This is a genomic window from Thalassobaculum sp., from assembly GCF_040219615.1.
GTDB lineage: Bacteria > Pseudomonadota > Alphaproteobacteria > Thalassobaculales > Thalassobaculaceae > Thalassobaculum_A.
Window position 1 is genome coordinate 40,278 of sequence record NZ_JAVJSE010000007.1, and the last position, 24,152, is coordinate 64,429.

19 protein-coding genes are annotated in these 24,152 nt (G+C 72.0%); 13 read left to right on the forward strand and 6 right to left on the reverse strand.

What is annotated here, in order from left to right:
• Positions 1 to 39: 39 nt before the first annotated feature.
• Positions 40 to 3,918 carry a DUF4347 domain-containing protein gene (locus RIC31_RS02410; RefSeq protein WP_350102514.1) on the reverse strand — a complete coding sequence of 1,293 codons (3,879 nt, stop codon included), beginning with the start codon at positions 3,916 to 3,918 and terminating at the stop codon, positions 40 to 42.
• A gap of 468 nt (positions 3,919 to 4,386) precedes the next feature.
• Between RIC31_RS02410 and RIC31_RS02415 the strand changes: the two genes are divergently transcribed.
• Positions 4,387 to 6,483 carry a tetratricopeptide repeat protein gene (locus RIC31_RS02415; protein WP_350102518.1) on the forward strand — a complete coding sequence of 699 codons (2,097 nt, stop codon included), beginning with the start codon at positions 4,387 to 4,389 and terminating at the stop codon, positions 6,481 to 6,483.
• Positions 6,484 to 6,544: 61 nt separating this feature from the next.
• Here the strand turns inward: RIC31_RS02415 and RIC31_RS02420 are convergent, their stop codons facing one another.
• Positions 6,545 to 6,730 carry a hypothetical protein gene (locus tag RIC31_RS02420; RefSeq protein WP_350102521.1) on the reverse strand — a complete coding sequence of 62 codons (186 nt, stop codon included), beginning with the start codon at positions 6,728 to 6,730 and terminating at the stop codon, positions 6,545 to 6,547.
• Positions 6,731 to 6,893: 163 nt separating this feature from the next.
• Here RIC31_RS02420 and gcvA point away from each other — a divergent pair, with 163 nt between their 5' ends.
• Entirely contained in the window at positions 6,894 to 7,811 is a 918-nt protein-coding gene (gcvA, locus tag RIC31_RS02425; protein WP_350102524.1) for a transcriptional regulator GcvA, read from the forward strand.
• A gap of 34 nt (positions 7,812 to 7,845) precedes the next feature.
• Here gcvA and RIC31_RS02430 read toward each other — a convergent pair whose 3' ends face one another.
• Together RIC31_RS02430 and RIC31_RS02435 are read right to left on the reverse strand one after the other, a co-directional pair.
• Complete coding sequence (locus tag RIC31_RS02430) at positions 7,846 to 8,868, reverse strand: polyprenyl synthetase family protein (RefSeq protein WP_350102526.1); 1,023 nt, start codon at positions 8,866 to 8,868, stop codon at positions 7,846 to 7,848.
• 91 nt (positions 8,869 to 8,959) lie between these two features.
• Positions 8,960 to 9,190, reverse strand: coding sequence for an Os1348 family NHLP clan protein (locus RIC31_RS02435; protein WP_350102532.1), 231 nt, complete (start codon positions 9,188 to 9,190; stop codon positions 8,960 to 8,962).
• A gap of 368 nt (positions 9,191 to 9,558) precedes the next feature.
• Here RIC31_RS02435 and RIC31_RS02440 point away from each other — a divergent pair, with 368 nt between their 5' ends.
• From RIC31_RS02440 to RIC31_RS02455, 4 genes are all read left to right on the forward strand, one after another.
• A complete protein-coding gene (locus tag RIC31_RS02440; RefSeq protein WP_350102536.1) occupies positions 9,559 to 10,722 on the forward strand; it encodes a phosphoserine transaminase in 1,164 nt (387 codons plus the stop codon).
• A gap of 107 nt (positions 10,723 to 10,829) precedes the next feature.
• Complete coding sequence (gene serA / locus RIC31_RS02445; protein WP_350102540.1) at positions 10,830 to 12,407, forward strand: phosphoglycerate dehydrogenase; 1,578 nt, start codon at positions 10,830 to 10,832, stop codon at positions 12,405 to 12,407.
• Positions 12,408 to 12,543: 136 nt separating this feature from the next.
• Positions 12,544 to 13,245: a 7-cyano-7-deazaguanine synthase QueC gene (queC, locus tag RIC31_RS02450; RefSeq protein WP_350102549.1), complete on the forward strand. Its 702-nt coding sequence runs from the start codon at positions 12,544 to 12,546 to the stop codon at positions 13,243 to 13,245.
• Positions 13,246 to 13,435: 190 nt separating this feature from the next.
• The gene (locus RIC31_RS02455; RefSeq protein WP_350102553.1) at positions 13,436 to 15,082 is read left to right on the forward strand and encodes a GMC family oxidoreductase; all 1,647 of its coding nucleotides are present in this window, start codon (positions 13,436 to 13,438) and stop codon (positions 15,080 to 15,082) included.
• Between the two features lie 4 nt (positions 15,083 to 15,086).
• Here the strand turns inward: RIC31_RS02455 and RIC31_RS02460 are convergent, their stop codons facing one another.
• Entirely contained in the window at positions 15,087 to 15,566 is a 480-nt protein-coding gene (locus RIC31_RS02460) for a methyltransferase family protein (RefSeq protein ID WP_350102556.1), read from the reverse strand.
• 163 nt (positions 15,567 to 15,729) lie between these two features.
• Here RIC31_RS02460 and RIC31_RS02465 point away from each other — a divergent pair, with 163 nt between their 5' ends.
• Positions 15,730 to 16,308, forward strand: coding sequence for a HupE/UreJ family protein (locus RIC31_RS02465; RefSeq protein ID WP_350102559.1), 579 nt, complete (start codon positions 15,730 to 15,732; stop codon positions 16,306 to 16,308).
• A 175-nt stretch (positions 16,309 to 16,483) separates the two neighbouring features.
• Here the strand turns inward: RIC31_RS02465 and RIC31_RS02470 are convergent, their stop codons facing one another.
• Complete coding sequence (locus tag RIC31_RS02470; RefSeq protein WP_350102563.1) at positions 16,484 to 17,596, reverse strand: serine hydrolase domain-containing protein; 1,113 nt, start codon at positions 17,594 to 17,596, stop codon at positions 16,484 to 16,486.
• A gap of 95 nt (positions 17,597 to 17,691) precedes the next feature.
• Here RIC31_RS02470 and speB point away from each other — a divergent pair, with 95 nt between their 5' ends.
• The 6 genes from speB to RIC31_RS02500 all read left to right on the forward strand — a co-directional run bounded on the left by speB (position 17,692) and on the right by RIC31_RS02500 (position 24,104).
• Positions 17,692 to 18,642 (forward strand): agmatinase, encoded by a 951-nt coding sequence (gene speB, locus RIC31_RS02475; protein WP_350102569.1) that lies wholly within the window; start codon positions 17,692 to 17,694, stop codon positions 18,640 to 18,642.
• 79 nt (positions 18,643 to 18,721) lie between these two features.
• Complete coding sequence (locus RIC31_RS02480) at positions 18,722 to 20,002, forward strand: caspase family protein (RefSeq protein ID WP_350102575.1); 1,281 nt, start codon at positions 18,722 to 18,724, stop codon at positions 20,000 to 20,002.
• A gap of 2 nt (positions 20,003 to 20,004) precedes the next feature.
• Complete coding sequence (locus RIC31_RS02485; protein ID WP_350102577.1) at positions 20,005 to 21,648, forward strand: hypothetical protein; 1,644 nt, start codon at positions 20,005 to 20,007, stop codon at positions 21,646 to 21,648.
• A gap of 118 nt (positions 21,649 to 21,766) precedes the next feature.
• Positions 21,767 to 22,756 (forward strand): hypothetical protein, encoded by a 990-nt coding sequence (locus RIC31_RS02490; protein WP_350102580.1) that lies wholly within the window; start codon positions 21,767 to 21,769, stop codon positions 22,754 to 22,756.
• Between the two features lie 59 nt (positions 22,757 to 22,815).
• Positions 22,816 to 23,265: a hypothetical protein gene (locus RIC31_RS02495; protein ID WP_350102582.1), complete on the forward strand. Its 450-nt coding sequence runs from the start codon at positions 22,816 to 22,818 to the stop codon at positions 23,263 to 23,265.
• Positions 23,262 to 24,104, forward strand: a complete 843-nt coding sequence (locus tag RIC31_RS02500; RefSeq protein WP_350102585.1) for a lytic transglycosylase domain-containing protein — start codon at positions 23,262 to 23,264, stop codon at positions 24,102 to 24,104. Before RIC31_RS02495 ends, RIC31_RS02500 begins: the two co-directional genes overlap by 4 nt.
• Positions 24,105 to 24,152: the final 48 nt, after the last annotated feature.

The window sequence follows — 24,152 nt, forward strand, 5'->3', positions numbered from 1 at the left end:
GGACCCTCGCGATCCGCGAGGCTCCGGTCCGCGAGCGGCCTATCCGAAGACGAACCAGTCCGACTGCAGGTTGCTGGCGGTTACGCCGTTGAGGGTCAGCGTGTTGCCGCCGCCGAGAGCGATCTCGACGTTGCCGCTGGCGTTGGTCGTGGCGGCCGCCTGCAGCTCGGCGAAGGTGTCGATCGACGTGCCGTTGGCGTTGGCTTCGATCTGGATCCGGTCGCCGGAGGCTCCGTCGAAGTCGGATACCGTATCCGCCCCGCCGCCGGCCTGCACGACCACCAGGTCATTGCCGTCGCCGCCGACGATCAGGTCGTTGCCCTCACCGCCGTAGATGGTGTCGTTGCCGATACCGCCGTACAGCACCTCGACCGCGTCGGCAATCAGGTGGTTGTCGATGTTCTGGCCGCCGTAGAGCACGTCGTCGCCCTGGCCGCCGTACAGCGTGTCGGACCCCAGGTTGCCGAACAGGGTGTCGTTGCCCAGGTTGCCGTACAGCACGTCCTCATGCTGGCCGCCGTACAGCACGTCGTTGTCCTGCCCGCCGTACAGGGTATCGAGGCCCTGGTTGCCGTAGACCACGTCGGCGGCCTGATTGCCGTAGACCAGGTCCTGATCGGCGCCGCCGAAGACATTGTCCGCCTCGGTACCGCCGAAGACCATGTCGTCGCCGTCTTCGCCGTACAGGTCGTCGAGCCCGCTGCCGGATCCGATGGTGTCTGCCCCGGAGCCGCCGTACAGCGTGTCGTTGCCGACCCCGAGCGAGATGAACTGGCTCTGGTCGTCGCCGGTCACGTAGTTGTCGCCGGCGCCGCCATTCACCGTGGCGTTGCCGATGATCGAGGCGAACTCGATGTTGTCGAGCTGCAGGGTGGAGCCGCTGGGAAGCGACCGCACGTCGATGACGAACGCCTCGGACTGGCCCGACGAACCGGTGCCGGAAATGATGATCGGATCGCTCAGGACGGTCGAGGTCGTTGTCGGAACCAGGGTCCGGATGTCCAGGGTCGAGGTGGTTGCCAGCCTGGTGAGGAAGGTCTGCGCGCCGGAGACCAGGCTGGTCTGGGCCGTCGAGCCCCGCGCGATCACGGCGTTGACCAGGGAATCCGTGGCGCTCTGGCCGGATTGCGCGGTCGCCGGCCCTTCGGACGTGATGCTGACCGACACCGGCAGGGTGGCGGTGACGACATTGCTGTTGTTGCCCGAGTTCTCGACGATCGCCGCGGTGCCGGCGGTGGTGCCGGTGTTGGTGATGGTCTGCGAACTGGTGCTGGTGGATAGCGCGGGCGTGGCCGGCGTCACCACGATGGTCGAGGTGCTCCCGCTGTCGCTGCTCCCGCTGTCGCTGCTGCCGCCGCCGCCGCCACTGTTCACGACCGGCGCGACCAGGGTGATCGTCGTGTTGCCGCCGGTGAAGCTGGCGGCGAAGGTGCCGCTGGCCGCGGTCACGCCGGTGAGGGTGGTCGCGACGTTGCCGCTGATCGCGATGCTCCCGCTCGCCGCGGTGCCGTTCAGGGAGGAGAGGTCCGATCCGGTCACGACGATCGAGTCTCCGACGGCGAAATCGGAAATCGTGTCGGCGTTGAAGTTGCCCGAGGAGCTGGTGAACGTGTCGTTGCCGGCACCGCCGACCAGCACGTCGAAACCGTCGCCGCCGTTGATGACGTCGGCCCCGTCACCACCGGAAATCGTGTCGGCGCCGCCGGCGCCGCTGAGGACGTCGTTGCCGGCACCGCCGGACAGCACATCGTCGCCGTCGCCGCCGTCGACCGTGTCGGCGCCGCCGCTGCCCTTGATCGTCTGGGCGGCGGCGCTGCCGGTGATCACGAAGTGGTCGAGGCTGCTGTCGCCGGCGGTCAGCGTCTTCCCGGAGGCCAAGGCGGCGGTCATGGTGATGGTCTGGGCCGACGTATCGGCGGCGGTCGCGACGGTCTCGATCGCCGACAGGCCGGCGTTGGTGACCGTGCCGGTCGTGGTCAGGGTCACCGTTTCGGTGCCGGCCGCGGTGACGGTCCCGGTGAAGGCCTCGAGCTGGGCGGTCGTCATGGTGACCGAGGCGTTGCCGGCCAGCGTCAGGTTCTCGACCCCGGACACCGTGGCGCCCGAGATGTTCGTCCCGGAGGTCATCTGGATGGTGTCGGTGCCGGCCGCGCCCGACAGCGTGCCGGTATAGGTCAGGCCCTGGAAGGTGATGGTGTCGTTGCCGGTCGAGCCGGTGATGTTCTGGGCGCCGCCGGCAATGGTGCAGGCGTTGGCGACGCCGAGGACGTAGTTCTCGATCGCCGAGGCGGTCTGGAAACCGTTGGTGGCGGCGGAGAGCGTGATGGTCTCGGTGCCGGCCCCGGTGATCGAGGAGAAGGCGTCGTGCTGCGCCTCGGTCATGGTCACCGACGCGCCGCTCGCCAGCGACAGGGTCTCGAAGCCGCTGATCGTGGCGCCGGATATGTTGGCGCCATTGCCGACCGACAGGACGTCGGTGCCGGTCCCGCCGCTCAAGGTCCCGGTCGGCGTCAGCGTGCCGACGTTGATGGTGTCGTTGCCGGTCGATCCGGTGACGTTCTGGGCGGCGGCACCCAGGGTGAAGGTGAAGCCGGTCACGCCGAGCACATAGGTCTCGATGTCGGCGTCGCCGGTGACGTTGCCGTCGCCGTTGGCGGTGGCCAGCGTGATCTGCTCGGTGCCGGTGTTGCCGTTGATGGTCGTGAAGGCGTCGTGCTGCGCCTCGGTCATGGTGACGCTGGCGCCGGCCGCCAGGGTCACGGTCTCGAAGTTCGACAGCGTGAAGCCGGTGGTCGACAGGTCGCTGCCGGTGGCCAGCACGATGGTGTCGGTGCCGGCGCCGCCGTCCGCGACCGACGTACTGGTGATGTGGCTGGCGTCGGCGATGGTCAGGGTTTCGTCGTTGCCGACGAAGGTCAGGCCCGGCGTGAGGTTGGTGCCGTTGGTGGTGTTGAACCCGCCGGCGTTGGAGGCGGCGGCGGTCGTGACGGCCGACGTGAACGAGATATTGTCGAGGCCGACCCGCCAGTTCGTCGCCCCTGCGTAGGATACCGTGAAGGAGGTGATCCCATTCCAGTCGGTGGGGGTGAGGGTGGCGACCGAGCCGGCGAGCGTGCCGTCGTTGTCGGCGAGCGTGACCGCGGTCCCGGTGTTCGGGGTGAAGACGTAGTTGCTGCCGGTGGTCAGATTGGTGAACTCGGCGATCTGGATCTGGGTGACGTTGACCGCGGTGCCGAATGTCAGCGTGTAGCTGACCGTCTGGCTGTTCACCCCCGGATCGAGGAAGCCGGAACTGACGCCGGCCATCGGCGTCGAGTCGCTCTTCGTGACGTCGATCGTCACGCCGGATTCGTTCGAGGTCAGGGTGCTGACGGTGTTGATCGTGGTGACGATGCCGAACGTCGCCTTCAGCAGCGTCGACGGATAGGCGGCCCGTGCCGCCGGGTCGAAGGCGAAGGCGCCGCGCGCCGGGATGTCCCAGCCGCCGCCGAGCCGCTGCGCGCCGACCGGATGCGCGGATGCCGCGACCGGCCGGTCGAGCAGGGCCGCCAGGGCGCCGACGAAGGCCGCTCCCTGGCGTCCCTGCGCGACCGAGCAGCCGTACAGCACGACCTCGGAATCGGCGGACAGCGCGTCGCGGATCGCCGCGGTCAGCGCCGGTCGCGCCGCCAGCGCGGCGGCGTCGATCCGCTGTCCGGACAGTGACAGCTCGCCGGGCGCGCCGTGCGACAGGATGTGCAGGGCCGAGACGTCGCGGCGCCCCGCCATGTGCAGGGCGATCGCCGCGATCGGGTCGCCATGTTCGGGCAGCCGGACCGCCTCGAAGCCGGGATGCAGCCCGTCCAGCAGGACTGATGCGCTGTCTACGTTCGGATCGACGAACAGGATCTTCCGCGCGTGATCCGCGGCGAAGAACATCTGCTCATCCCGGCTTGCGTTCGACATGACACTTCCTCTCAGCGGGCCGGGCGAGAGTCCCGGTGCACCGCGCTTGGCCACAGCGTTCGACCGCTTGCGGGCGTTCCTGCACGGGCTCCGCGACTGCGGAAACCCGGACCGGAGCGTCCGGCAACGAATCAACCCGCCAGGGGGTCTTCACGAAAATACCGATAAAATGTTTAGCAATCCTTAAAGGCGCGCCCGATCGCTTGTGGGTTCGCCCATCGCTATGGATTCTTCGAGCAGCTCAAACTTTACGGTTGTGGTCTTAAGATCCGGTAAACGACAGAGGCCGGGCGTTCTCGGCCGACAAGCGGTCGCATTCTCCTTCAAGCACTTTTTTTCCTAAAATACCAATTGAATTATACGAAAACGGAATGGATCAAAGCTGCGGGGCAACGCGCCGATCGTGGTTGACCCCTTGCATCCGGCATCCGAGCATCGCGCATGAGCCAGGAATCGATACGTCTGCTGGAAGAGGGAAGGCGCCGGCAAAGCGCCGGCTTCCGGGCCCATGCGGCCCGACTGTACCGGCGGGTGCCGCCCGGCGACCCCTGTTATGCCGAGGCGCTCAATCTGCTCGGAATGGTGCGCTTCGAAGAGGGCCGCATGGCCGAGGCGGCGGACCTCATCGCGCGTGCCGTGCGGACAGGTCCGCACAATGCGGCGGCATGGAGCAACTACGGCACGGTCGCGCGGCACCTGCGGCGGTCGAACCTCGCCGCCGCCGGTTTCCGCCGGGCGATGCTTCTGGCGCCGGAACGCGCCGACTGTGCCGTGGCTCTCGCCCGCATGACCGCCGGCTCGGCTCGAACAGCGCTGCTGCGGCGCAGCCTGGCGTTGTCGCCGCTCGACGCGGCCGCCAATCTCGAAGCCGGCAACGACCTGGTGGAGAGGGGCGACAGATACGCCGCCGGGCTGCGGTTCCGGCGGTTGCTCGTGGCCAGCCCCGCGGCCTCCACCGCGCTGTTCAATCTGGGCAACGCGCTCCGCGATCTGAAATGGCCCGACGGTGCCGAGCGGCTGTACCGCCGCACGCTCTGCGTCCTGCCGGGCAGCGGCAATGTCCTCAACAACCTGGGGCTGCTGGCCTTCAACCGGGCCGACTGGACGGGCGCGGAGGAGCGGTTCGCCGCCGCCAGCCGCGGCGACCCGAGGCTCGTGGCTGCCCGGACGAACCGCGCCCGGGCGCTGCTGAAGCTCAGGCGGGAGGCGGACGCGATCCGGGCCTACAAGCGCGGGCTGCTGATGGAGCCGGTCGACCAAGCCGGGTACTGCGAACTTGCCGGCCTGCTCGAGGACGGACGGTGGGCGCGGCGCGCGATGGTGCTGGATCCGGCCTCGCCCCGGCCCTACAACCGGCTGGCGATCCTGGCGACCAAGGACCCCGAGCGGGCCCGCGTCCTGACCTGGCTCCGCCGCAGCGCGACGCTCAAGCCCGACGACCCGGACGCCTGGTACAACATCGGCATCGAACACGGCCGGGTCGGCGATTCGCACAAGGCGGCGATCTATGGCGGCTATGCCACGCGCGTGAACGACCGCCACGGGCTGGCGCGCCTCAACACGGCATTCGCGCTGCTGGCGATGGAACGGTTCCAGGAGGGGTGGCAGGAGCATACCCGCCGCCTGGAAACACCGGAGAACGCGTCGATCCGCCGGTTCTTCGCGATTCCCGAGTGGACGGACGAGGACCTCGCCGGGCGCCACCTGCTGCTGTGGGGCGAGCAGGGCATCGGCGACGAGGTCCAGTTCCTCACGCTCGTCCCCTATCTGCGCCGGCTGGGCGTCAGGCTGACGATCCTCACCGAGGAGCGGCTGCGCCCGGTGGTGCGGCGCAGTTTCCCGGATGTCGCCTTGCCCGACGTCTCGCTGCCCGCCGGCGAGCCGGAGGATCACCACGGCGCCGACCTGCATCTGGCCCTCGGCGACCTGCCGCACCGCCTGAACCTGTTCTGCGGCGGCGAGGCCCGCCCGGAACCCTGGATCGTGCCGGATGCCGGACGGGCCGCCGGTCTGCGCGCCGAGCTCCAGGCCCGGCATCCCGGAAAGCGGCTGGTCGGGATCACCTGGCGGTCGATGTCGGCGAAGACCGGCGGGCGCCGGACGATCCGGCCGGCCCTGTGGCGCCAGCTCGCGTCGGTGCCGGGAATTGCCCTGGTGTCGCTGCAGTACGGGGCGACGGCGGAAGACCTCTCCGCGTTCGAGACCGAGGCCGGCCTCGCCGTCGACAACCGCCACGGGATCGAGCCGCTGGTCGATCTCGACGGCCTGGCGGCCCTGGTCTCGGCGATGGACCTGGTGGTCTGTCCGGCCAACAACACCGTGCATTTCGCCGGCGCGCTGGCGAGACCCTGCTGGACCTTGCTGCCGACCAGGCCCGACTGGCGCTGGGGCCATACCCGGACCGCCTCGCTCTGGTACCCGGGGACGGCGATCTATCGCCAGGACGATGACGACGACTGGGAACCGGTCATGACGCGGGTCGCCCAGGATCTGCGGGTCTGGGCGGAACAGCCCCAGGCGGCCGACTCCGGCCGGTAGGTGGCCGCCGCCGGCCCGGCCGGTCCGTCGCGCATCCGCACCCGGGTCCGGTCTCGCCGCGTCAGGGGTTCCACCCCCGGTCGCGCAGCATCAGGCGGGTCTCCAGGTCGGCGGCCGGGCGGAGCGACGGGGCGGACCGCGTCGGGGTCGCCGGCGGTTCGCGGTCGGGCATCGCCGGGATCGCGTCGAGCCGCGCCGGGCGGCCGAGCCAGAACGCCAGGCGGAAAGGAAGGGTGTCGACCAGCATGTCGGCCTCCATTGAGGAAATCTCAAACCAGAGATGAAGGAAACGCCGCACAAGGCGGCCATCCGTGCCTCTGATCTTCTCCCTATTTCGTGCTATTCGAGGGGGTGCGCCATCGAGTTCTTTTGCGCATCGGATTGAGGTTTCCTTCGCAGGGAGATGGGCCATGCGGCTGCCGTCGCTGAACGCGCTCCGGGCCTTCGAGGCGGCCGCCCGCCTCGGCAGCCTGACCCGGGCCGCCGGGGAGCTGCACGTGACGCCGAGCGCGGTGCGTCACCAGATCAAGGCCCTGGAGGACGAGCTCGGCCGGCCGCTGCTGCGCCGCCACGGCAGCGGGGTGGCGGCGACCGAGACGGCGACCGGCGCGCTCGGCCATCTGCGCCGGGCGTTCGACGCGCTGGCCGACGCCAACCGCAGCCTGCGCTCGCCCGACCGGCGGCCGATCCTGCGGGTCTCGGCGGTGCCCAGTTTCATCTCGGCCTGGCTGATCCCGCGGCTCGACGCCTTCCATGCCGGGAATCCGGAGGTGACGGTGCAGATCGACACCAACCCGCAGCAGACCGACTTCGCCCGCGAGGGCGTCGACCTGGCGGTGCGCTACGGCACCGGCGGCTATCCCGGGATGTTCGAGTGCCGGCTGTTCAGCGAGTGCTACTTCCCGGTCTGCGCGCCGCACCTGCTCGACGGCGCCGAGCCGCTGGTCGAGCCGTCCGACCTGGCGCACCACACCCTGCTGCACGACGCGGTCCGGCCCCGGGTCGGCTGGCCGGTCTGGCGCGACTGGCTGGAGGCGGCCGGCGCGCTGGACCGGGTCGACCCGGAGTCCGGCACCCACTACACCATGAGCATGTTCGCCTACCAGGCGGCGGTGGCCGGCCAGGGCGTCGCGCTCGGCACCACCGTGCTGTCGATGGACATGCTGGGGGCCGGCTACCTGGCCAAGCCGTTCGCGCTCGAACTGCCGACCGCCTACGGCTACCACATCGTCTGCCCGCCCGAGCGCCGCCAGCGCCCGCATGTCGCCGCCTTCATCGACTGGCTGCTGGAGACCGCGGGGCAAGGCGGGGTCGGAGCCGAAGCCTGACGCGGGGTTGACCCGACCCGGCCGTCCCCTGGGTTCAGCCGACAGCGGCGACAGCCTCGATGAAGCCGGAGAGGCGTTCCGGATCCGATGGGCCGGCGCGCTCCAAGGCGGCCCGTGCCATCGCCAGGTCGACGCTCCGGTATGCCATTGCCGCGGCCACCGCATGGCTGGCGCGGAGCTCCCGGCGAAGTGCCTCGCGCTCGGCCTCCGATGTCCGTGCTGCCGCCAGGCGGACGAGAAACGCCGACCGCTCCGGGGCTGCCAGGGCACTGACGTGCGCGGCCAGCGGCACCGTGCGCTTGCCCTGCTTCAGGTCGCGGCCTTCGGGGCCGAGCAGCTCGGCGAGATCGCTCCACAGGCTGGCGGCTGCGGTGAGGTGGTGGGCGTAGCCGGCGAGGTGCTGGGCGGCTTCCGGGGAGGCGCCGGCCAGCATGGCCGCCATCGCGGCATACCCCCACGCCTGGTCAGGGCCGCGAGCGGTCAGCACCCGGCGGGCGGTGGCCATGTCCCAGGAGGCGTCCCAGTCGGCGGGGTCGGCGGCCGCCAGGTCCTCCCGCTGGCCGTCGGCCATGCGCAGCAGCGACTGCCGGTGGACGAAGCCGAGCGCGGCCAGGAGCGCCGGATCGTCGGTCGTCCGCGCCAGCGCCTCGGGGACCAGCACCGACAGGATAAGCACCCCGGTCAGTTCCATCTCCGCCGGACGGCGGTTGCCCCAGTGCGCCGGCCAGTCGCCGTCGGCCAGGTCGTCGAGGATGTCGAGCGCCAGGAAGCAGAGCGACGAGGCGGCCGGCAGGGCGATCGGCACCGGCCGGCCCGGCGCCACCGCCTCGAAGATCGCAGCCGGCAGGGTGCCGAACAGGGAGCATCCGAAGACCTCGCGGTTGCTGCGCTCCTTGGCCGCCAGCTCGGCCCGGGCGAGGCGCAGCAGGTCGCGCTGACCCTCGCTGCGGGCGAGGCCGTCGGCGAACTCGCCGATCCACGCCATCAGCGCTTCGGCGAAGCCCGGGTCGTCGAGGCGCGCCGTCGCCGGGGCCGGGCCGGACGGGGCCGCCGTCATATCCCGGTCGCTGTCATGGTTCGGGCGAAGCGTGTTCAGGCTGGCCCTCGCGGAGATCCGTTCCGAAACCAGCCCGTTCGCTTGCGAGAGGTCAATCCCACGGCGTTCCGATGGGGCTATTCCATGCGCTCGCCGCCAACCGCTCCGAGAGCTGCTCGTCCGTCTGCGTGAAGTCGATCGACTTCAGCAAGGCCCGCTCTTCGTCGTCGAGGTCGAAGCCGGCGCTCCGGATCGCGCCTTCCGGATCGGCCCGGACCTCGGCCCGGAACGTCTCGTCGGCGACGTACTTGTCCACGATTGCCTTCACGATCTCTTCGCTCATCCCCAGTTCCCCATCGTCAGGTGCTCTGGACTGTCAGTGTACCGCTTTGGCCGGCAGTCCGCCGCCGTCGGAATCGACAGGCCGGCTGGACTGCCATTCAGCGTCCGATCTCGAATTCAAGCACGCGCGGGGGCGGATTGGAATCGAAGCGCGCAAGGGGTGGTTGTTGATCGAGCGTAGATTGTGGTCATGCCTTCCATTTCGGCAAGCGGGCGAGAACAGGTATACGGGTCGGGTGCGGCCGGGGAACCAAGTCGTGCACGGTCCATGGGGCCGTCCGGAAACCCCGTTGACAACCCCGGCGCCCCCACTAGTCTCCGCCGCGGGCCGCCGCTCCCCAACGAGCGGTTACATTGAAGGATGCAGACATGAAGCCGCAGCTGAAGCCGCGGGTTCCGCTGTTCTCGTCCGGACCGTGTGCGAAGCGACCCGGATGGGGCCCCGCTGAACTCGCCGACGCCGCCCTCGGGCGGTCCCACCGCTCCAAGATCGGAAAAGCCAGGCTGAGCGACGTGATCGAGAGATCGCGCGCGATCCTGGGCATGCCCGACGGCTACCGCCTGGGCATCGTGCCCGCCTCCGACACCGGCGCCGTCGAGATGGCGCTGTGGACCATGCTGGGCGCGCGCGGCGTCGACATGCTGGCCTGGGAGAGCTTCGGGTCCGGCTGGGTGACCGACGTGACCAAGCAGCTGAAGCTGCAGGACGTGCGGGTGATCGAGGCCGACTACGGCCGGCTGGTCGACCTGTCCAAGGTCGACTTCTCGCGCGACGTGGTGTTCACCTGGAACGGCACCACCTCCGGCGTGAGGGTGCCGGACGGCGACTGGATCCCGGCCGACCGCGAGGGCCTGACGATCTGCGACGCCACCTCGGCGGCGTTCGCCATGGAACTGCCCTGGGACAAGCTCGACGTGGTCACCTGGTCCTGGCAGAAGGTGCTGGGCGGCGAGGCGGCCCACGGCATGCTGGCGCTGAGCCCGCGCGCGGTCGAGCGGCTGGAGACCTACACCCCGGCCTGGCCGCTGCCCAAGCTGTTCCGCATGACCGCCAAGGGCAAGCTGAACGAGGGCATCTTCAAGGGCGAGACCATCAACACGCCCTCGATGCTGTGCGTCGAGGACATCCTGGACGCGCTCGGCTGGGCCGAACGGGTCGGCGGGCTGCAGGGCCTGATCGGCCGCAGCGAGGCCAACCTGGCGGCCATCGAGGCCTGGGTCGCCGAGTCCTCCTGGGCCGGCTTCCTGACCGAGGACAAGGCGATCCGATCGCCGACCTCGATCTGCCTGTCGATCGTCGACCCGGCCTTCAAGGCGCTGTCCGGGGCCGACCAGGCCGCGGCCGCCAAGAAGCTGGCGGCGCTGGTCGAGGCCGAGGGCGCCGGCTACGACATCGCCGGCTACCGCGACGCCCCGCCGGGCCTGCGGATCTGGGGCGGTGCCACGGTCGAGACCGCCGACATCGAGGCGCTGCTGCCCTGGCTCGACTGGGCCTGGGGGCAGGTGAAGTCGGAGCTCGCGGCCGCCGCCTGAGCGGCCGCGGGCCTCCGCCCGTTCCCCGAACCGACACGGCAATCACGAAAGCGAAAGGCGCGCGCCCCCGGCCTGTCCCGCAGGCGGAGCCGGCGCGCGAACCCAGCATGGTCAAGGTCCTGATTTCCGACAACCTGAGCGACCAGGCGGCCGAGATCTTCCGCGCCCGCGGGGTCGAGGTCGACGTCAACACCGGGCTCAAGCCCGACGAGCTGAAGGCGATCATCGCCGACTACGACGGCCTCGCCATCCGCTCCGCCACCAAGGTCACCGCCGGGATCCTGGAAGCGGCCGGCAAGCTCAAGGTGGTCGGGCGCGCCGGTATCGGCGTCGACAACGTCGACATCCCGGCCGCCACCGAACGCGGTGTGGTGGTCATGAACACCCCGTTCGGCAACGCCGTCACCACCGCCGAGCACGCCATCGCCCTGATGTTCGCGCTGGCCCGGCAGATCCCGCAGGCCGACGCCTCGACCCAGGCCGGCAAGTGGGAGAAGTCGAAGTTCATGGGCGTGGAGCTGACCGGCAAGGTGCTCGGCCTGATCGGCTGCGGCAACATCGGCTCGATCGTCGCCGACCGGGCCCGCGGCCTGCGCATGCGGGTGCTGGCCTACGACCCGTTCCTGTCGGAGCAGCGCGCCACCGAGCTCGGCGTGCGCAAGGTCGAGCTCGACGAGCTGTTCCCCGAGGCCGACGTCATCACCCTGCACACCCCGCTGACCGACGCCACCCGCGGCATCATCGACGCCAGGGCGATCGCGACCATGAGGAAGGGCGTGCGCATCATCAACTGCGCGCGCGGCGGGCTGGTGGTCGAGGAGGACCTGCGGGCGGCCCTGGACAGCGGCCAGGTCGGCGGCGCCGGCTTCGACGTGTTCGTGACCGAGCCGGCCAGGGAGAACGTGCTGTTCGGTCACCCGAGCGTGGTGTGCACCCCGCATCTCGGCGCCTCCACCACCGAGGCCCAGGAGAAGGTGGCGCTGCAGATCGCCGAGCAGATGAGCGACTACCTGCTGACCGGCGCGGTCTCGAACGCGGTGAACGTGCCGTCGGTGACGGCAGAGGAGGCGCCGATCCTGAAGCCCTACATGAAGCTGGCCGAGCTGCTGGGCTCGTTCTGCGGGCAGATGATCGACGGCCCGGTCGAGGCGGTGACCATCGAGTTCGAAGGCCATGCCGCCGAGCTGAACGCCGAGCCGATCAAGGCGGCGGCGCTGGCCGGGCTGCTGCGCCCGCAGGTCGACAGCGTCAACATGGTCAACGCCCCGTCGATGGCGCATCAGCGCGGCATCGAGGTCAGCGTCACCCGGCACGACCGCGAGCCCGACTACCAGACCCTGCTGCGCATGACCGCCCGGTCCGACGGCCGCACCCGGGTGCTGGTCGGAACCCTGATCGGCGGCACCAAGCCGCGGCTGGTCGAGGTCCAGGGCATCGCCGTCGAGGCCGATTTCGGCCGCCACATGCTGTATGTCCGCAACTACGACAAGCCGGGCTTCATCGGCGCGCTCGGCTCGGCGCTGGGCAGGCACGAGGTCAACATCGCGACCTTCCACCTCGGCCGCCGCGACGTCGGCGGCGAGGCGATCGCCCTGGTCGAGGTCGACCAGCCGATCGAGGCGGCACTGCTGTCCGAGGTCCAGGCGCTGCCGCACGTGGTCCGGGTGAACGCGCTGTCGTTCTAGCCCTTCGGGGCTCCCCCGGCCCGGGCCAGGGGAGCGCCTCAGGATGACAGTCATGGACCGATGCCCGATCCTGTCGCCCTGAGGCGCTCGCGGAGCGAGCCACGAAGGGCCGGCCCAACCAGTCTGCGAGGCGGCGATGACGGACAAGGCGATCGTGCTGTTCTCCGGCGGCCAGGACTCCGCGACCTGCCTGGCTTGGGCGCTCGACCGGTTCGCGGCGGTCGAGACCATCGGCTTCGACTACGGCCAGAGCCACCGGGTCGAGCTCGACGTGCGGCTGCGGTTCCTCGACCGGCTGCGGGCGGCGTTCCCGGTCTGGGCGGCCAGGCTCGGCGACGACCATCTGCTCGACATGGGCCTGCTGGGCGCCATCAGCGACACCGCCCTGACCCGGGACAAGGCGATCGAGATGTCGGCCTCCGGCCTGCCGAACACCTTCGTGCCGGGCCGCAACCTGCTGTTCTTCACCACGGCCGCCGCCGTCGCCTACCGGCGCGACGCCAGGCATCTGGTCGGCGGCATGTGCGAGACCGACTACTCCGGCTACCCGGACTGCCGCGACGACACCGTCAAGGCCCTGCAGGTGGCGCTGACCCTGGGCATGGACCGGCGCTTCGTGCTGCACACCCCGCTGATGTGGATCGACAAGGCCGCGACCTGGGCGATGGCCCGCGATCTCGGCGGGTCGGCGCTGGAGGACCTGATCCTCGAGGACACCCATTCCTGCTACCGCGGCGACCGCACGCGGCGCCACCCATGGGGCTACGGCTGCGGCGCCTGCCCGGCCTGCGACCTGCGGCGGTCCGGGTGGGAGCGGTATTCGGCGGGCGGCCGCTGAGCCTCGAATGCCCGTCGCATCGTGGGTCCCGGAGCCGGTCGCTGGCGCGACCCCTCCGGGATGACGCAGAGCGGGTGGCCCCGGCACCGTTCCTCTCCTTCTTCGTCATCCCGGAGGCGCGCAGCGGGCTCCGGGATCCACGAAGCGACGGGCGCTTGCCGACCGCCGCACCCGTCGCCAGACTGACCGTATGCGCGCTTACGATTACGTCATCGTCGGGGCCGGTTCCGCGGGCTGCGTCCTGGCATCCCGGCTGACCGAGGATCCCGACATCAGCGTCCTGCTGCTGGAGGCCGGCGGCTGGGACTGGAACCCGCTGATCCACATCCCGCTCGGGGTCGGCAAGCTGGTGCGCTCCAGCCTGCACAGCTGGGGCTACTGGACCGAGCCGGAGCCGCATCTGGGCGGGCGCCGGCTGTACTGGCCGCGCGGCAAGGTGATCGGCGGCTCGTCCTCGATCAACTCGATGATCTACATCCGCGGCCATCCGCGCGACTACGACACCTGGGCGCAGCTCGGCAACCGCGGCTGGTCGTGGGACGACGTGCTGCCGTATTTCCGGCGCTCCGAAGGCCATGTCGACCGGCCCGAAGACGACCTGCACGGCACCGGCGGGCCGCTCAAGGTCCAGCGCGGGCGCGGCGACAACCCGCTGTACGACGTGTTCTTCCGGGCGGCGGGCGAGGCCGGCTATCCCTGGAACGACGACTTCAACGGGCCCGGGCAGGAGGGTGTGGGCCGCTACGACTTCACGATCCACGACGGCCGCCGGGCCAGCGCCGCCGCCTGCTACCTGCGGCCGGCCCTGAAGCGCCCGAACCTGACGGTCGAGACCCGCGCCCTGACCCACCGGGTCGTGGTCGAGGGCGGCCGGGCGACCGGCGTCGAGTATCACCGCGAGGGCACGCTGCACCGGGTCGCGGCGGCGCGCGAGGTGCTGCTGGCCGGCGGCGCGCTGAACTCGCCGCAGGTGCTGATGCTGTCGGGCATCGGCGACCCCGACGAGCTGGCCGCCCACGGCATCCCGGTGGCCCATGCGCTGCCCGGGGTCGGGCGCGACCTGCAGGACCACCTGGACATCCCGCTGCAGTTCGCCTGCCCGAAGCCGGTGACCCTGCACAGCCTGGTGCGGCTCGACCGGGCGGCGATCGCCATGGCGCAGGCGGCGCTGTTCCGATCCGGCCCGGCCAGCAGCTTCCCGGCCGAAGGCGGGCTGTTCGTGCGCAGCCGTCCGGAGCTCGAGCTGCCCGACATGCAGTGGCACTTCCTGATCGGCCTCGGCGCCAAGCGGCTGCGGGTGCCGCTGCTCTGGCAACTCAACAGGGGACCGATGGACCGGGACGGATTCACCATCCGGATGTGCCAGCTACGGCCCGAGAGCCGCGGCCGGGTGACCCTGCGGTCGGACGACCCGGCCGACCGGGTGCGGATCTTCGCCAACTACTATTCGACGGAGAACGACCGCCGCAGCTTCCGCGACGGCCTGCGCATGGCCCGCGAGCTGGTGGCGCAGAGCGCGTTCGACGGATGGCACGGCGAGGAACTCAGCCCCGGTGCCGATGTCCGCTCCGACGCCGACATCGACGCCTATGTCCGGCGCATCGCCGAGACCATCTACCACCCGGTCGGGACCTGCCGGATGGGCAGCGACGACGGCGCGGTGGTCGACCGGGAGCTGCGGGTACGCGGGATCGACGGCCTGCGGGTGGTCGACGCCTCGATCATGCCGCGGCTGATCGGCGGCAACACCAACGCCCCCACCATGATGATCGCCGAGAAGGCGGCCGACATGATCCGCGGCCGGGCGGCGCTCGGTCAGGAGCGGGCGGCGGCGTAGCGGGCTACAGCCACCGCCGCACCCGCTTCTTAAAAGCCAGGTATTCGTCGCCGAACTTGGCCGTCAGGTAGCGCTCCTCGCGGTCGATGACGCCGACGTTCATGATCACCAGGGTCGGGAGCAGCAGGCCGAGCATCCACCAGCTGTTGACCCACAGTGCGATGCCGACCGACAGGGCGGTGAGCGCCACGTAGATCGGGTTGCGGCTGAACCGGTACGGGCCGTCGGTGACCACCGTGGTCGCCGGCCGGTTGGTCGGCACGTTGGTGCCGGCGCGCCGGAACAGGCCGAAGCACCAGAACGCCAGTGCGAGCGCGAGGACGATAAGGGCGATGCCGGGCACCAGGCCGGCCCCGGCGGCCAGCACCGGCAGCGGGATCAGCCAGTCGAGCGCCGCGCCGGCCGCCAGCGCCCCGGCGTACAGGAACGGCGGGTGGGTGATGACACCCGGGTTGTCGGGCCGGCCGTCGTTCGATTCGGTCATGCGTCCCGCCCTTTCGCCCGTTTCGTCAGGCTGCAGATGGGCGGCGCACCGCGGTCCCGCAAGCGTGTTCGCAGCTGCGGAACATCGGTGCATGACAGCCACCGCCCGCATGGTTAAGACTCGCGGCCGAACCTTTCTCGATTCCGCCATCCGGGGGCCTTCCATGCTTCGTATCCTGACCACCGCCGCCGTGCTGTCGCTCGTCGCGGCACCCGCCTTCGCCCACACCGGCGCCGGCGCCGCCGGGGGCCTCGCGGCCGGCTTCGCGCACCCGCTGCTCGGCCTTGACCACCTGCTGGCGATGGTGGCGGTCGGCGCCTGGGGCGCGCTGCTCGGCGGCCGCGCGCTGTGGCTGGTGCCGGCGGCCTTCGTCGCGGCGATGGTGGCGGGCGGCACGCTCGCCGTGTCCGGCGTGGCGCTGCCGATGGTCGAGGCGGCGATCGCCCTGTCGGTGGTGGCCCTGGGGGTCATGGTGGCAGCCAACGTCCGCCTGACGGTTGGCGCCGGCATGGCGGTGGTCGCGGCCTTCGCGGTGTTCCACGGCCACGCGCACGGCAGCGAGATGGCGGCCGGCCTGTCCGCCTTCGGCTACACCGCCGGCTTCGCCCTGGCGACCGCGCTGCTGCACGCCGTCGGTGCCGCCGCCACCCTGGCGGTCGTCGGTTTCGCGTCGACCCGCGCGGTGCGCTGGATGGGTGCCGCCGCGGCGTTCACCGGCGCCGGCATCGCCGCCGGGCTCTGACGAGCGGGAGAGCGCTCTCTCCCCCGTCGTCATCCCGGGGCGGACCGCCGCGAGGCGGAACGCATCCGGGACCCACGGCGCGACGGGAAGCTCGAGCTGCCGGCGTTGCGGCGGCGGGTGGGTCCCGGGTCGAGCTGTGCTCGCCCGGGATGACGACTTGGAGGCGGGGGCGGCGCTATCCCAGCGCCGCGACCACCCGCTTGGCGAAGCCGTCGAGATGCGGCTTGTCGATCCAGCGCACCACCGCCACCAGGTCGAGGGTCGGCTCGATCCAGATCACGTTCGAGCCGACGCCCATGGCGAACACGCTGGTCCTCGGCGCGCTCGGGCAGTGCCGGCCGTCGCCGTTCAGCCACCACAGATAGCCGTAGCTCGGGTTCAGCGCGCATGGCGTCGTGCAGGCGTCGACCCAGGCCTCCGACAGGATGCGCTTGTCGCCCCACTGCCCGCGGCGCTGCATCAGCAGGCCGACCCGGGCGTGGTCGCGGGCCGAGATGAACAGCCCGCCGCCCCAGTGCGCGCCACCGGACACCGAGCACATCGGCTGGCCGCCGACGTCGACCCAGGAATTGATGTAACCGTTCCAGCTCCAGGAATCGGACGCGCCGATCGGGTCCATGACCCGCTGCTTCAGAAGCTGGGGCAGGGGTTTGCCGAAGACCCGGAGGAGCGACAGCGACAGCCGGTTCACCCGGACGTCGTTGTACTCCCAGTACGCGCCCGGGGCCTGCAGGTCGCGGTGGGTGCCCTTCTTCGACGGTACGCCCGGCGGCAGCGACAGCTCGCGGTTGCGGTCGATCAGGTCGGGCTTGCCGAACAGCGTGCCTTCCCACTCGCTGGTGTTGGTCAGGAAGTGCTCCCAGGTGGCCGAGCGGTTCTGCGGCGCGTCGAAGCCGCCGTCGTCGACCAACTCGCCGACCGGCCGGCGGATGTCCGGGATCAGGCGATCGTCCACCGCCAGCCCGGCCATGATCGAAAGATAGGACTTGGTGACCGAGAAGGTCATGTCGGCGCGGCCGGTCGGCCCCCACTCGGCCAGGATCCGGCCACCGCGGACGATCAACCCGCTCGGGTCGGCGCGCGGCGCGGTCGGGCCGATGATGTCGCCGAGCGGCGGCGGCTCGGAGAAGTGCCCGCCGGCCAGGGCCGCCGCGATGTCCCGGTCCATCGGCGACTCGTGGGCGATCGCATAGTCGACTGCGGCCTGGATGCCGGCCGGGTCGGCGCCGGCGGCGGCCGGAGCCACGCGCTCCCAGGCGTCGCCGGGGCCGGGCACGTAGTCGGTCATGGGGAACTCCTCGGATGGGTCTGGCCGGAGACTAGCCGGGTCCGGCCGATCGCGCCAAGCTGCGTGCTTTGCCGCCCGCCCCTGGAGAAGAGCCGATGACCGACCCGATGACCCGCCCGCGCTATGTCGGCCTGCCGACCTTCATGCGTGCGCCCTGGGCCGAGGACGACTGGTCGGCGGTCGACATCGGCCTGGTGGGCGTGCCGTACGACGGCGGCGTCACCAACCGGCCGGGCGCCCGGCATGGCCCGCGCGAGATCCGCAACCAGTCCAGCCTGATGCGCCGGATCAACCAGGCGACCGGGGTCTGCCCCTACGAGCTGGCGCGGGTCGCCGACATCGGCGACGCGGTGGTCGAGCGGCCGTTCGAGCTGACCGGCGCGCACGACCAGATCCAGGCGTTCTTCGAGCGCGTAGTGGCCGCCGGGGTGGTGCCGCTCAGCGTCGGCGGCGACCATTCGGTCAGCCTGCCGATCCTGCGGGTGCTGGGCCGCGACCGGCCGGTCGGCATGGTCCACATCGACGCTCATTGCGACACCGGCGACGACTATCTCGGCTCGCGATTCCACCACGGCGCGCCGTTCCGCCGGGCGGTCGAGGAGGGCGTGCTTGATCCGGGGCGCACCATCCAGATCGGCATCCGCGGCGGCATCAACGAGCGCGATGTCTGGGGCTTCAGCCATTCGTCCGGGATGCGCGTGGTCTACATGCACGAGATTCCCGCCCTTGGCCTGGAGGCGGTCATCGCCGAAGCCCGGCGCGTCGTCGGCGACGGCCCGACATACCTGTCCTTCGATATCGACAGCATCGACCCGGCCTTCGCGCCCGGCACCGGCACTCCGGAGATCGGCGGCCTCACGTCGTTCGAGGCCCAGCGGCTGGTGCGCGGGCTGTCCGGGGTCGACGTGATCGGCGGGGACCTGGTCGAGGTGTCGCCGCCCTTCGACATCGGCGGCGGCACCGCGCTGGTCGGCGCCGGCATCCTGTTCGAGATGCTGTGCGTGACCGCCGAGGCGGCGGCCCGGCGCCGGGCCGCACGACCGTGAGACTCCGCCACGGCGTTCCATAGCCGGCCGGAACCGGTAGTATGGCTGCCGGCTCGGAACTCGACGGCGGGAGAGCGGCATGCGGCTGCTCGCGGCGATCTGGCTGACCACCATTCTGATCGGCGCCTGGGGCGAGGCCCGGGCCCAGTCGGCGGGGACCGGTGCGCCTGCGGCGACCGAGCGGAACCGGGACGCCATCGCCGTCGTGATCGGCAACCGGCGCTACGGCCACGGCATCCCCGAGGTCCGCTACGCCGCCAACGACGCCGCCGAGATGAAGCGCTTCCTGATCGAGGTGCTGGGCTATCGCGACGGCAATGTGATCGAGCTGGTCGATGCCAGCCAGGCCGAGATGTTCACGGCGTTCGGCAACGGCCGGGACCACCGCGGCAAGCTGTGGTCGTGGGTGCGGCCCGGCCGCTCCGACGTGGTGGTGTTCTACTCCGGCCACGGCATGCCCGGCCTGCGCGACGGGCGCGGCTACCTGATGCCGGTCGATGCCGACCCGGCGACCCCGGAGATCAACGGCTATCCGCTCGACCTCCTGCTCGAGAACCTGTCGACCCTCGACGCCCGCTCGACCACGGTGCTGCTGGACGCCTGCTTCTCCGGCAACTCGGCCGCCGGTTGGCTGATCCGCGCGGCCTCGCCGGTCTATGTGAGGACCGCGCCGCCGGAGCCGCCGAGCGGCCTGACCCTGATCACCGCGGCGCAGGGCGACCAGGTGGCCAGCTGGGACGAGCAGGCGCGGCTCGGGCTGTTCACCCGCCATTTGCTGGACGCGTTGCGCGGCGCCGCCGACCGGGGGCGCGACGGCAACGGCGACGGGGCGGTGACCCTGGGCGAGGTCCGGCGCTATCTCGACGACGAGATGAGCTATGCCGCGCGCCGGCAGTACCAGCGCGTGCAGCAGGCCAGCGTGACCGGCGACCCGAAGACCGTGCTGGTGGCGGCGCTGCCGCCGCCGGGCCCGGTGGCCGCCCGGCCGGCCGTGCAGCCTGCCGTGGTCACGCCGCCGCCCCGGAAATCTTCTACCGGGCCGTTCGAACCGCCGGGGCGCGACATCGCCGCGGCCAACGCCTTCCTGGAGCGCTACCAGGGGCCGGTCGAGCGGGCGATCCGCGCCTACTACCGCGAGCAGGGCAGCGCCTGGGACCACAAGCCGATCGCCGCCTCCCTCGACTTCGCCGAGCGCATCATGTGGTTCCGTCGGATAGCCGTCGTGGCGGTGCGCGACGACGGCATGGACCTGCGGGCTTCCTACGCCTGGGAAGGCAATGGCCGCGACGGCGACGCCGAGGCGCTGTTCCGCCTGCAGATCGCGCCGGACGCCCTGTCCGTCGTGAAGATGTGGCGCTGACCATGGCCGGTCCGCGACCGTTTCCGGCGCTGCTTCTGGTCCTGCTGCTGTGTCCGATCGCCGCCTGGGCCGACGACACATCGGCCGACGACACATGGGCCGGGCGGCTGTCCGGCATGGCGACCGCCCTGTGGGACGGCGCCGGTCCGGGGCGCCGCATGGCTGCCCGGCCGGTGGCGGCCGAGGTCACCGGGTTGCCGGCGGAGGTGGCGGCCGAGATCGACCGGGCCCTGGTCGGGGCGCTGCTGCGGACCGCCCCGGCGGCCGGCCGGCTCGTCGACCGCTCCGGCCTGCCGGCCACCTGGGAGGAGGCGATGAGCTTCCGCGGCGCCTCGTCCGAGGCGCTGCTGCGCGAGGCCGCGGTCGACGTGCTGGTGATCCCGTCGGCGCATGCCACGGTCGGCGGGATCGCGGTGTCGGCGACCCTGGTGTCGGTCGGCGGCGGCGATACCGGCCGGGTGCTGGCGGCGGTGCCGGCGGTGACCTTGCCGGGGGCGGTCGACCGGCTGGCCGCCCGGCCGCCGGCGGTCGCGGCCAAGGCCGCCGGGGTGGCGCTGGCCGACGCACTGCGCTCGGGCCTCGATCCCGGCGCACGGTTCCGGGCCTCGGTCCGGCTGAGCGGCGAGCGCAGCCCGTTCGGCGACTGGTTCCTCGGCCAGGTCGCCGAGCACCTGGCCGGCCGGATGGCCGAGCGGCCGCTCTATGTCAGCCGGCCGCTGCGTCGCGCCGATGCCGGGGGGCGGTCGCTGGACCTGCGCCTGGAGGCCGAGGTCTGGGACCACGGCCGCCATGTCGAGGTGCATGTCCGCGGGGTCGCCGGCGCCGACGAGGCCAGGACGACCGCGCGGCTGGACGCCGCCGCGCTGCCGGCGCACTTTCTGCCGCTTACGCCGGATGGCGGGCGGCTCGGCACCGGCTACCGGATCGCCGACGGCGCCGCCGCGGTCGGCCCCGAGCTGCGGCGCGACGAACTGGGGGTCGCGGCCGAGGCGGTGGCCAGGGCCCTGCTGGTCGACGAGGCGCTCGACCGGCGCGACGAGACCCCGGCGGTGGCCCGCAGCCGCGACGCGATCGCCGAGGCCTGGCGCCGGCTGGCCGACGCCGTTCCCCATGACGAGACCTGGTCGGGCGTGGCCTCCGGGCCCGACGCCTCGGCCCGCCGGCTGCAGGCCCGAGTGGCCCGGCTCGGCGGCCGCGACGCGCCCGCTCTGTCGGCCACGCTGGATCGCGCGGTCTACCGTCCCGGCGATCCCCTGCGGGTGCAGGCGGCGGTGACCGGCGGGCGCGCGTTCCTGGCCCTGTACGCCTGGCAGGCGGACGGCAGCGTGGTGCGGGTGGCGCCATCGAGCGGCGGGGCGGCGATCGCCGCCGAGGCCGGGCAGACGATCGAACTGCCGGGACCGCGGGACGCCGAGGTGACGGCAGCGCCGATGGCCGGGGTGGCCGAGAGCCTCGAGGCGCTGGTGGTGGTGGCGAGCGCCGTCCCGTTCGTCCCGGAGCGCCTGGCGCCGGCGCTCGGAGACACGCCCGATGCCAGCCGCGCCGCGGCGGTATCGGCCGGCGGCTTCCTCGACGGGCTGGCGGCGCTCGACCGCAGCCGGCTGCGGCTGGCGATCCTGCCGTACCGCGCCCGGCAGGCCGACTGAGCGACTCCCGGTCATCTGCCATCATCGGTTGCGACCGCCGCACCTCCACCGCAGAATGCCTCTGCCCGTTCCATATCCCGCGCAGGGGCACCGCCCCCGCCACCGTGGGAGATGGACGATGCCGTTGGGACGCGTGACCGCAATGGCCAGCCGCAGCCTGCTCTCGGCGCTCGCCGCCGCCCTGCTGATCTCCTGCGCCTCCGCCGCGACCGTCGGGCGGGCTGCCGACCGCAGCGGCGACCGGGGCCATGGCAGCCGGGAGGGGCCGATCCCGGTCCTGGTGCTCGGCGAGGACCGCGACCCCGACACCGTGCCGCGCCACGACCCGGCGTTCCGGCGGGTGGTCGCCGAACTGCAGTCGGCGATGGACCGGCAGGGCTTCCGGGTGGTCGACGAGGATGCGGTCGCCGCCGGCCTGGGGTGGAGCCGGCCGGGCGGGCGTGGCCGCATCGACCTGCTGGAGGTGGCCAAGCTTGCGAACGCCTCGGAGCGCGGCACCGACCGGGTGCGGGCGGTGGTGCTGTTCCGGATCGAGGGCAGCGTCACCGACCTGTCCTACACAACGCGGGTCGACCTGCACCTGTCGGGCGAGATCGTCGACGCGGTCGGCAACCGCTATCTCGGCGGATTCGACCTGCCGGCCGAGACCGTGTCCACCGCGGGCCGCTGCCCGGCCTATGCCTGCGCGTCGCAGGCGGTGGCGGCCCGCGCGCAGGACCTGGCGACCGAACTCGGGGCCGTGCTGGCCGCCAGGCTGGCCTATCTGGCGTCGCCGGCCGGCGGCCGGGACGTGGCGCAGCTCGACGGCGTCTACACCGTCACGGTGCGCCATCTGAGCCCGGAGGACGCCATGGCGATCTTCGACGTCATGACCGGCGAGTTCCCGGGCTATCGCAGCCACGCCCTGATCCGGCGCGGGCGCGCCCTGCGCCGCTACGAATACGTCACCACCGCCGATCCGGCGACGCTGGAGCGCTGGCTGACCCTGCTGCTGGTCGACATGGGGCTGGACCCGGGCGGGCCGGTGGCGCTGTCGGTCCGGCCGGGCGAGATCCGTATCGAGCGGGTGCTGCCGGCGGACCCCGAGAGGGCCGCCGGCGGCGGCTGAGGAAAACCGCGCCTCGGCCTGCCATAGCCGTCCCGGACGGATCGGCGCGGGAGGCGGCGATGGACGACGGACCGGCGGGCCATGCGATGACCGAGATCGCGCTGGCCCTGGCGATGGGCTTCTTCTGCCTAATGGTGCTGGCGCTGGTGTCGACCGGGACTCCGGAAGGGGACGGTCAGGCTCCGGGCTCCCGGACGGGGACGGCGGCCCGGGCGGTCGAGGCGTTGGCGACGGCGCCGGCCGGAACCGCCGCCGAGGCGATGCGGCCCTCGGACCGGCTGGTGGTGTTCCACGGCGGTCGATTCCTGGGGGCCGACCGGCGGCCCCTGGAGCCGGCGATCCTCGACGCTCCCGCGCCGGACGGCGGCCGGCTGGTGCTGGCGGTCGACCCGGCGCAGCCGATGGCGGAGGTCCTGGCGGCTCGCCGTCGGCTCGCCGCCGACGAACTGGTGGTGACGCCGCTCGACGCGGCCTGGCTGGCGGTCCTCGAGGGCGGGGGCTTGCCGTGATCCGGCCGTCGCGCATCCTTCTCCTCGCGCTGGCCTCGCTGGTCGCACTGGCGGCCGGGTCGGCACCGGCGCCGGCGGGGACCGACCGCGAGGCGATCCGCCGGATCGTGGTGCAGGAGGCGCTGCGCAGCGAGCGGGTGCCGCCGTCGCTCGCCCTGGCGGTCGCCGAGGCGGAGTCGGATTTCGATCCGGCGGCCGAGAGCCCGGCCGGCGCCCGCGGCGTGATGCAGATCATGCCGGCGACCGGGCGCGGCGAGTTCGGGGTCGAGCCCGATGCGCTGTGGCGGCCGCGCCTGAACGTGCGACTGGGGATCGCCTTCCTGGACCGGCTGATCGCGACCTATGGCGAGCGCTGGGATCTGGCGCTGTCGCACTACAACGGCGGCTCCAGGGTCGGGCGGGGGGCCGCTGCCCGGGTGATCCCGGCGACCCGCGGCTACGTCGACAAGGTGCTGCGGCTGCAGCGTCGCTACGCACGCGACGAGACGGTCCGCCTGATGGTGGCTGCCGCCGAGCGGACGTCGCCGGTTGCGGAGGAGTGGCCGGCATCCGTCCCGGCACCCGTCCCGGCCGCCGACCGGTCGCCCGACCGGGCGATTGCGGCCGCAGAACTGGCGGCGGTCGACCGTCGGACCGCGGACCCGCGCCCGGCCGAGCGGCGACGCCGGTTGCTGGCGCTGGCCGAGCGGGCCCTGGCCATGCGGGCTCCGGCCGAGCAGGCTCCGGCCGAGCGGCCTCCGGATGGATGGGCCCCGGCCGGGTCGGGCGGGCTGTTGGCCGGAATCGAGGCCCAGCGCCGGCGCTTCAGGGCGCTGCTGGAGGCGCTGCGCGACGGCTGACGGCCCGGGGTGGACGTGTTCGCAACCATCTGTAGTATTCGCGGGGGG